The following is a 7,578-nucleotide window of genomic DNA, read 5'->3' on the forward strand; positions in this document are numbered from 1 at the left end:
TTTCATGGCATTCAGGCGAATCGCCCCACTGTCTGAAAATTGGTAGTTGCCGTCAATCGTGCTGCGCCACTGGCCGGACGTACCATAGCCTGCAGTCACGCTGAAAAACTTTTCCAGTTTCGGGGACTTGGTCACCAGGTTGATACTGCCACCGGTGCCGCCACGACCAGATAGTACAGAGCTGGGACCCTTGACCACTTCGACCGATTCCAGATTGAAGGTTTCATGCGATCCTCGCGCATAATCACGCGCACCGTCGATAAAAATATCGGTACTCGCTTCATAACCACGTACGAATGGGCGGTCACCGGTGGGCGTGCCGCCTTCGCCGGAGCCCAATGTGATGCCCGGCGTGGTACGCAGTACGTCGGCCAGCGACGCCGCGCCACGATCGTGCATCAGTCTTTCGGGAATGACCGTGATTGATTTGGGCGTTTGTTGCAGCGTAGCGCCGAATTTTCTGCTCTGTATTTCCCCGACCTGATAACCTGCCTCGTCCTGCGCAATGACCGCGGGCAATGTGCCGGCATGAATGCGGGGCGCTGCGGCCTGTTGTGCGTAAACCGGGGCGGCCACCAATGCGCCCGTCACCAGCGCGCCCGGCACCAGCCTGCGCCGGAATGCAGGCGCAACGCTTTCCCGCATCAGCAACGGTCGGACACATGTCCTGCGGGGATTGTCGATACTTCTCATTTATTTCCTCAACCTGTGACAAAAAAACAGACCAGCTGCAGCCACCCGCACTTGCATATCGCGCTTTGACGTTAAGACGCCTGAACCCTTTGCCGAAAAGGGCAAAATGGTGACTGCGAAAATCGGCAACGACCCATCACAATGTCGGGATGTCGCGCGACGTAGCAGGACCAAATCAATCCGGGACCGACAGCCGCAGGTTGATAATAAGATATATTCTCATTTGATACAATATGTCACACAAACAACAAACAGGAACATTTTTAATTTTTGTAAAGTTCGTGGGTTTTTCGGCGGCACACACATGAAATGTTTTGAATTTAAATTGCTAGTTTTTAATCTTTCATGTATTTCACGTTGCTTTATAAGCATTTGAGCTGCATTTTTCGGGCTGTTCTGCTCGGAGCCCAAGCAGCCGTCGATCCCAGTCAGACGGTCAGGCCGTGCTGGTATAACAAGGCTGCAGGCTGTGAAAATGAAAAAAACGTCGGATTTGTGATTCTCATTCCTTGGTCTTTCCCGCAAAATCCGCTACTTTTGTACGCGCAGTGCCTGCGAGCCCTTTCCGTTATGGCTGCCAGAGCACATCGCAGTTAATTTCCCCCAGGTTCCTGCAACCGCAAAGCATCATGGCCATTTCCAGCTCGGTACGCAGCATATGCAGCACATGAGCTACGCCCGTTGCGCCGGCCGCCGCCAAGCCATGAATAATCGGCAAACCCACGAGCACGGCGTTTGCGCCAAGGGCTAGTACCTTGACGATATCGGTGCCGCGGCGAATGCCGCCATCGAACAGGATCGGAACCTTACCCCCAATCGCCTGCGCCACGGCGGGTAACGCCTCAATGGTGGCCGGCAGCGTGTCCAGCACCCGTCCACCATGGTTGGACACGATAATCCCGGCCACGCCCGCAGCCATGGCGTCCTCGGCATCCTTCGGGTTCAGTACGCCTTTGGCAAGCACCGGCAGGCGGGTGATCGAAACCAGCCAGGCGAGGTCTTCCCATGTCGGCATGGCCTGGACCAGGGCACTGCCAAATATCGGATTCGTACCGGGCGCCGCGGTATGCGCAAGCGGTGAAGGCATTCCCCGAAGATTGGCAGCGCATATGTGGCCGGGCAGCACAAAACCTGCACGCTGCTCGGCATTGCGCAGGCCGGTGATCGGTGCATCGATTGTTACCACCAGCGCCCGATAGCCAGCCGCCTCGGCTCTGCTTACCAGTGTCCGGGTTTGTGCCTTTTCAGGCTGAAGATAAAGCTGAAACCACAGGGGAGCGGCAGTGCTGGCGGCCACCTCTTCGAGTGCAATGCTCGACAGCGTGCTCAGCACCATGAGGGCCTGCATGGCCTGTGCCGCCAGTGCCGTTGCCAGCTCGCCATCGGGATGGACCAGCCGGTGATAGGCAACCGGCGCGATAAAGATCGGATGTGCGTATGTCGTGCCAAATAGATCCAATTGCGTATGTCCGCCGCGCATCGGCATCATATTGCGGGTGAGCAGGCGGATGGCATCCAGTGCGCAGCGATTGCTGCGACGCGTAAGCTGGTCGGCCGCTGCGCTGTTCAGATAGGCCCAGCTGCCCGCCTCTACGCGCTCCTGCGCGTAGGACTCATAATCGGTCACGCAGGCAATCTGGGGTGGAATGCTCGCCAGTGGCGGCAAGGGGAAGCGCTTGGAGCAAGGCATAGCAAGGGGATAAAAAAGCAAATCGGCACAAGCATATCACGCCCGGATGCGCTCCTTGTCCGATATGGACAAAGCAGAGGCGCAACGCCTCATTGTTTTGATCTGAAGCAAAATAAAACACCACTCCTGCAAAAGGTGTGGCGTGATGTACTGAACGAAGCGCTTATTCAGCCCGGGTTGCAATCGCTGGCGACGGCAGCGGCCCTGCCGTTGCGCCCCACCTTGAGCAGACGACTGCCCTGATGGGTCTTGACAGACTGTTGAGTGACCTCGCCGCTGGCGATCCAGGTGACCGTCCCGTTGGTAAACGCCGTAGCGTCGCCATCGGTCTGGTCTGCACGTGTCAGTTCATATGTCCGGCGCTTGTCGCTCACAATCACTTTGGTTGCCCTGTCGTTGACGAACTCATAGGCCACACCCAGTTGACGTTTACCCTTGCAGATATAAACAGACTGCTGTGTGCTGCTAAGATTGTTGCCGTCCGCTGAACCGGTCGTGCAACCGGCTAGAACAATGCTGACCAAGGCCGCCGGGATTAGAATCAAACGCATGCCATCTCCTTTGATAAAAATAGTGTGATTGTAGTCAAACAACGCCGTCTGCATGACGATAAATCTTGATATGGGCCGGCTGCCTATCTTGGAGCCTGGGTTTACCCCGACAAAACACGCCGCCCCGAGCAGTATCTGTTGGCTATGCGCACAAAAAAAGCCACCCTTCAAAAGGGTGGCTTTGGTACTTCTTCTTCGCATACCGGCAATCTGTGCCGTCGCAGGCCTGCAAAATGCACAGGACCCTGACTTGGCTAGCGCCGGCGAAGCATCAGATGACGCGTGCTGCTTCAATAAGACGAACGACACTCCACGATTTGCTGCGTGAAATAGGACGACCTTCAGTAATTTCTACTGTGTCGCCTTCGTTGATCTCATTGGACTCGTCATGCGCTTTGTACTTGTTTGAACGGACCATGATTTTGCCGTAGATGGGGTGCTTCACGCGACGTTCTACCAGAACGACCACAGATTTGTCCATCTTGTTGCTAACCACTTTACCGATCAGGGTACGCTGACGCTTTGCGGGTGTCGTTTGCGTTGTTTCGCTCATATTACTTACCTGCAGCTTTTTCAGTAATGACGGTGCGTACACGCGCGATGTCGCGACGCACTTTCAATAACTGACTGGTGTTGGACAGCTGCTGAGTAGCGCGCTGCATACGCAGGCTAAATTGCGCCCTCAACAGGCTTTCGAGCTCTTTGGACAGCTCGGTCGTCTCTTTCGAACGGAGTTCACTTGCTTTCATGAATCTCTCCTTATGCGCCGAAGTGACGTGTGACAAACGTTGTCGCGATTGGCAGCTTGGCTGCTGCCAGACGGAACGCCTCACGTGCCAGCTCTTCGCTGACGCCGTCCATTTCGTACAATACTTTACCAGGCTGGATCTCGGCTACCCAGTACTCCGGGTTACCTTTACCGTTACCCATACGGACCTCAGCAGGTTTCTGAGAGATCGGCTTGTCTGGGAAAATTCGGATCCAGATACGACCGCCACGTTTGATGTGACGGGTCATGGCACGACGGGCTGCCTCAATCTGGCGAGCCGTCAGACGACCGCGACCAGTAGCTTTCAGACCGAAGTCGCCAAAGTTTACATTGGTACCGCGAGTAGCCAGGCCGGTATTGCGGCCTTTCTGCTCTTTACGATATTTCCTGCGTGCTGGTGACAACATAATTATTCTCCTTCTGTCGCAGTTGCTGCGGCTGGCGCTGCAGCATCACCTGCTTTGCGACCACTGCTGCGACCACGGCCACCCGGACGACGCTGTCCATCAGGACGGTCACCGCGAGGACGACGTGGACGACGCTCATCTTCACGAGGAGCAGCCACTTCAGCAGGCATTTCGCCGTTTGGCAGCAGATCGCCTTTGTAGACCCAGACTTTGATACCAATAATACCGTAGGTAGTCTGTGCTTCAGAGGTGCCATAATCGATGATGGCGCGCAGGGTGTGTAGAGGCACACGACCTTCACGATACCATTCGGTACGGGCAATTTCGATACCATTCAGACGGCCGGCGGACATGATCTTGATACCCTGCGCACCCAGGCGCATGGCGTTCTGCATCGCGCGTTTCATGGCGCGGCGGAACATGATCCGTTTTTCCAGCTGCTGAGCGATAGAATCAGCGATCAGCTGAGCATCGGTTTCAGGCTTGCGAATTTCTTCGATATTAACGTGAACCGGCACGCCCATCAGGCGTTGCAGGTCTGACTTCAGGCTCTCGATATCTTCGCCGCGTTTACCGATGACAACACCGGGACGTGCAGAAAATACAGTGATCCGTGCATTTTTTGCAGGACGCTCGATAAGGACGCGACCGACGGATGCGTTTTTCAGTTTCCGCTTCAGGTACTCGCGAACGCGGACGTCTTCGGCCAGCATGGCGCCGTAGTCTTTATCGTCAGCGTACCAGCGTGAGCTCCAGTTACGGTTAACTGCGAGACGGAACCCGATAGGGTGAATTTTCTGACCCATTGTGACTCCTTATGCGCCGACTTTGACCACAATGTGGCAAGTCTGCTTCTCGATACGGTTACCGCGGCCCTTGGCCCTTGCGGAGAATCGCTTCATTGACTGAGCTTTGTCGACATAGATCGTCGTCACTTTCAGTTCGTCAATATCGGCACCATCATTGTGCTCGGCATTCGCAATTGCGGATTCCAGAGCTTTCTTGACGATACCAGCGGCTTTTTTTGGTGTGAATGTAAGGATATTCAACGCATGTGCCACAGACTTGCCACGGATCATGTCCGCAACCAGACGGGTTTTTTGCGCAGAGATATGTACACCACGAATAACGGCTGTAGTTTCCATCGCTTACCTCTTAGACTTTTTGTCTGCAGCATGGCCCTTGTACGTACGGGTATGAGCAAACTCGCCAAGCTTGTGACCAACCATATTTTCGTTCACATACACAGGCACGTGCTGACGGCCATTGTGAACAGCAATTGTCAAGCCGATGAAATCAGGCAGGATGGTTGAACGACGCGACCAGGTTTTGATCGGTTTTTTCTCTTTCCCATCGACGGCGGCATCCACTTTTTTGAGCAAGTGGGCGTCTACGAAAGGACCTTTTTTGATAGAACGTGACATTTAGTTCGCCCCTTATTTACGCTTGCGACGTGACACAATCATTGAGTCAGTACGCTTGTTGCGGCGGGTTTTGAAGCCTTTGGACGGTGTCCCCCATGGGCTGACCGGCTCACGAGCTTCACCTGTACGGCCTTCACCACCACCGTGTGGGTGATCAACCGGGTTCATGGCAACACCACGAACGGTCGGACGAATACCACGCCAACGCATCGCACCGGCTTTACCGTATTGACGCAGGCTGTGTTCTTCATTACCGATTTGACCGATTGTCGCGCGGCAATCAATATGCACGCGGCGAACTTCACCGGAACGCAGACGGATCTGGGCGTAAATGCCTTCACGGGCCATCAGTACAGCAGATGCGCCGGCGGAACGGGCGATTTGCGCACCTTTGCCTGGCAACATTTCGATGCAGTGTATGGTTGAACCGATAGGAATGTTGCGGATCGGCATGGTGTTACCCACGCGGATAGGCACTTCCTTGCCAGACAACAGTGATGCACCGACTTCCAGGCCACGAGGAGCGATGATGTAACGACGCTCGCCGTCTGCATAGCAAAGCAGGGCAATGTGTGCAGTACGGTTAGGATCGTATTCCAGACGCTCTACCTTTGCAGGGATACCATCTTTATTGCGACGGAAATCGACCACGCGGTAATGGCTCTTATGACCACCGCCACGATGACGGACAGTGATATGACCATTGTTGTTACGGCCGGAACCACGTTTTTGATGCTCAACCAGGGCTGCAAACGGAGCACCTTTATGCAGATTGGCGTGCACGACCTTGATCATGCCGCGACGACCAGCAGAGGTTGGTTTTGTTTTAACTAAGGCCATCTCAGTTTACCTCCGTAAAGTCGAGTTCCTGACCTTTTTTCAGTGAAACGTAAGCAATGCGGTTGGCTTTGCGGCGACCGACGAAACGGCCTGAGCGCTTGACCTTACCCTTACGGTTCAGTACAGAGACGGAATCAACTTCAACTTTGAACAGCATTTCAACAGCTGCTTTCACTTCGGGCTTGGTTGCATCAGGTGCAACACGCAGCGCGATTTGGGGTTTCTCACCAGACTCGGCGATGAATGTCGCTTTTTCAGTGATGACGGGAGCCAAAATCACTTGCAATAAACGTTCTGCTTTCATCCCAGCATCTCCTCGAATTGAGCGATAGCTGCTTTGGTGATCAGCACTTTTTTGTAGTGGACCAGAGACAGCGGATCAGCGTAACGCGGTTCTACAACAGCTACGTTTGGCAAGTTGCGAGTTGCCAGGTAGGTGTTTTCATCAACGGTGTCGGTGATGATCAGAACGGAATCCAGACCCATGGCTTTCAGTTTTGACGCAGCCAGTTTTGTTTTTGGCGTGTCGAAGGTGAAAGCGTCAACAACGGCGATGCGACCTTCGCGCGCCAATTGAGACAGGATCGAACGGATACCCGCGCGATACATTTTTTTGTTGACTTTCTGGCTGAAGTTTTCTTCAGGAGAGTTCGGGAATGCACGACCACCTCCACGCCAGATTGGGGAAGATGTCATACCGGCACGAGCGCGCCCGGTGCCTTTCTGGCGCCATGGTTTTTTCGTGCTGTGCTTGACCTGTTCGCGATCTTTCTGGGCACGATTACCGGAACGTGCATTTGCCTGATAGGCAATCACGACCTGGTGAACCAGCGCTTCGTTGAAATCACGGCCAAAGATTGTGTCAGGTGCGCTGACGGTTGCGTCAGACTGGCCCTGATCGTTCAGGAGCTTAAGATCCATTATTTAGCTCCTTTCGCAGACATTTTGATGGCCGGCAGAACCACGACGTCGCCATTCTTGTGACCGGGCACTGCACCACGGACCATCAGAAGACCACGCTCGGCGTCAACACGGATAACATCAAGATTTTGAACGGTACGGGTTACATCACCCAGGTGACCAGACATGCGTTTACCAGGAAAAATACGACCTGGATCCTGAGCCTGACCGATAGAACCAGGCACGCGATGCGACCTGGAGTTACCGTGAGAAGCGCGCTGGGAACCAAAATGGTGACGCTTGA

At 54.4% G+C, this 7,578-nt stretch carries 12 protein-coding genes and 1 pseudogene; all 13 read right to left on the reverse strand.

Annotated elements, in window-relative coordinates; all coding sequences use genetic code 11:
* On the reverse strand, positions 1-693 hold a 693-nt coding region (locus INT32_RS21710; RefSeq protein ID WP_226817349.1), incomplete at its 3' end, for a TonB-dependent siderophore receptor.
* Positions 694-1,261: 568 nt separating this feature from the next.
* Entirely contained in the window at positions 1,262-2,383 is a 1,122-nt protein-coding gene (locus tag INT32_RS21715; RefSeq protein WP_193090771.1) for an alpha-hydroxy acid oxidase, read from the reverse strand.
* Between the two features lie 167 nt (positions 2,384-2,550).
* Positions 2,551-2,934: a hypothetical protein gene (locus tag INT32_RS21720; protein ID WP_193090772.1), complete on the reverse strand. Its 384-nt coding sequence runs from the start codon at positions 2,932-2,934 to the stop codon at positions 2,551-2,553.
* Positions 2,935-3,205: 271 nt separating this feature from the next.
* The gene (rpsQ, locus tag INT32_RS21725; RefSeq protein WP_193090773.1) at positions 3,206-3,487 is read right to left on the reverse strand and encodes a 30S ribosomal protein S17; all 282 of its coding nucleotides are present in this window, start codon (positions 3,485-3,487) and stop codon (positions 3,206-3,208) included.
* 1 nt (position 3,488) lies between these two features.
* Positions 3,489-3,683, reverse strand: coding sequence for a 50S ribosomal protein L29 (rpmC, locus tag INT32_RS21730; protein WP_193090774.1), 195 nt, complete (start codon positions 3,681-3,683; stop codon positions 3,489-3,491).
* Positions 3,684-3,693: 10 nt separating this feature from the next.
* A complete protein-coding gene (rplP, locus tag INT32_RS21735) occupies positions 3,694-4,110 on the reverse strand; it encodes a 50S ribosomal protein L16 (RefSeq protein ID WP_014752560.1) in 417 nt (138 codons plus the stop codon).
* Positions 4,111-4,112: 2 nt separating this feature from the next.
* Positions 4,113-4,916 carry a 30S ribosomal protein S3 gene (gene rpsC / locus INT32_RS21740; RefSeq protein WP_193090775.1) on the reverse strand — a complete coding sequence of 268 codons (804 nt, stop codon included), beginning with the start codon at positions 4,914-4,916 and terminating at the stop codon, positions 4,113-4,115.
* A 9-nt stretch (positions 4,917-4,925) separates the two neighbouring features.
* A complete protein-coding gene (gene rplV, locus INT32_RS21745; protein WP_014752562.1) occupies positions 4,926-5,255 on the reverse strand; it encodes a 50S ribosomal protein L22 in 330 nt (109 codons plus the stop codon).
* 3 nt (positions 5,256-5,258) lie between these two features.
* Positions 5,259-5,534: a 30S ribosomal protein S19 gene (rpsS, locus tag INT32_RS21750; protein ID WP_014752563.1), complete on the reverse strand. Its 276-nt coding sequence runs from the start codon at positions 5,532-5,534 to the stop codon at positions 5,259-5,261.
* Positions 5,535-5,546: 12 nt separating this feature from the next.
* A complete protein-coding gene (gene rplB / locus INT32_RS21755) occupies positions 5,547-6,374 on the reverse strand; it encodes a 50S ribosomal protein L2 (protein ID WP_193090776.1) in 828 nt (275 codons plus the stop codon).
* 1 nt (position 6,375) lies between these two features.
* Positions 6,376-6,678 carry a 50S ribosomal protein L23 gene (rplW, locus tag INT32_RS21760; protein ID WP_193090777.1) on the reverse strand — a complete coding sequence of 101 codons (303 nt, stop codon included), beginning with the start codon at positions 6,676-6,678 and terminating at the stop codon, positions 6,376-6,378.
* Positions 6,675-7,295, reverse strand: coding sequence for a 50S ribosomal protein L4 (gene rplD / locus INT32_RS21765; RefSeq protein ID WP_193090778.1), 621 nt, complete (start codon positions 7,293-7,295; stop codon positions 6,675-6,677). The genes rplW and rplD overlap by 4 nt, the downstream gene beginning before the upstream one ends.
* Positions 7,295-7,578 (reverse strand): annotated as a pseudogene (locus INT32_RS21770) (50S ribosomal protein L3); the annotation flags it as partial. The pseudogene INT32_RS21770 and the gene rplD, both read right to left, overlap by 1 nt.

This window comes from Advenella sp. FME57, from assembly GCF_014897675.1.
Classification (GTDB): domain Bacteria; phylum Pseudomonadota; class Gammaproteobacteria; order Burkholderiales; family Burkholderiaceae_B; genus Advenella.

What these genes read in the sequence shown, in the direction of transcription:
- INT32_RS21715 (WP_193090771.1), bottom strand. Translation starts at nt 2,383, where the DNA reads ATGCCTTGCTCCAAGCGCTTCCCCTTGCCGCCACTGGCGAGCATTCCA.
- rplV (WP_014752562.1), bottom strand. Translation starts at nt 5,255, where the DNA reads ATGGAAACTACAGCCGTTATTCGTGGTGTACATATCTCTGCGCAAAAA.
- rplB (WP_193090776.1), bottom strand. Translation starts at nt 6,374, where the DNA reads ATGGCCTTAGTTAAAACAAAACCAACCTCTGCTGGTCGTCGCGGCATG.
- rplD (WP_193090778.1), bottom strand. Translation starts at nt 7,295, where the DNA reads ATGGATCTTAAGCTCCTGAACGATCAGGGCCAGTCTGACGCAACCGTC.
- rpsQ (WP_193090773.1), bottom strand. Translation starts at nt 3,487, where the DNA reads ATGAGCGAAACAACGCAAACGACACCCGCAAAGCGTCAGCGTACCCTG.
- rpmC (WP_193090774.1), bottom strand. Translation starts at nt 3,683, where the DNA reads ATGAAAGCAAGTGAACTCCGTTCGAAAGAGACGACCGAGCTGTCCAAA.
- rpsC (WP_193090775.1), bottom strand. Translation starts at nt 4,916, where the DNA reads ATGGGTCAGAAAATTCACCCTATCGGGTTCCGTCTCGCAGTTAACCGT.
- rplP (WP_014752560.1), bottom strand. Translation starts at nt 4,110, where the DNA reads ATGTTGTCACCAGCACGCAGGAAATATCGTAAAGAGCAGAAAGGCCGC.
- INT32_RS21720 (WP_193090772.1), bottom strand. Translation starts at nt 2,934, where the DNA reads ATGCGTTTGATTCTAATCCCGGCGGCCTTGGTCAGCATTGTTCTAGCC.
- rplW (WP_193090777.1), bottom strand. Translation starts at nt 6,678, where the DNA reads ATGAAAGCAGAACGTTTATTGCAAGTGATTTTGGCTCCCGTCATCACT.
- rpsS (WP_014752563.1), bottom strand. Translation starts at nt 5,534, where the DNA reads ATGTCACGTTCTATCAAAAAAGGTCCTTTCGTAGACGCCCACTTGCTC.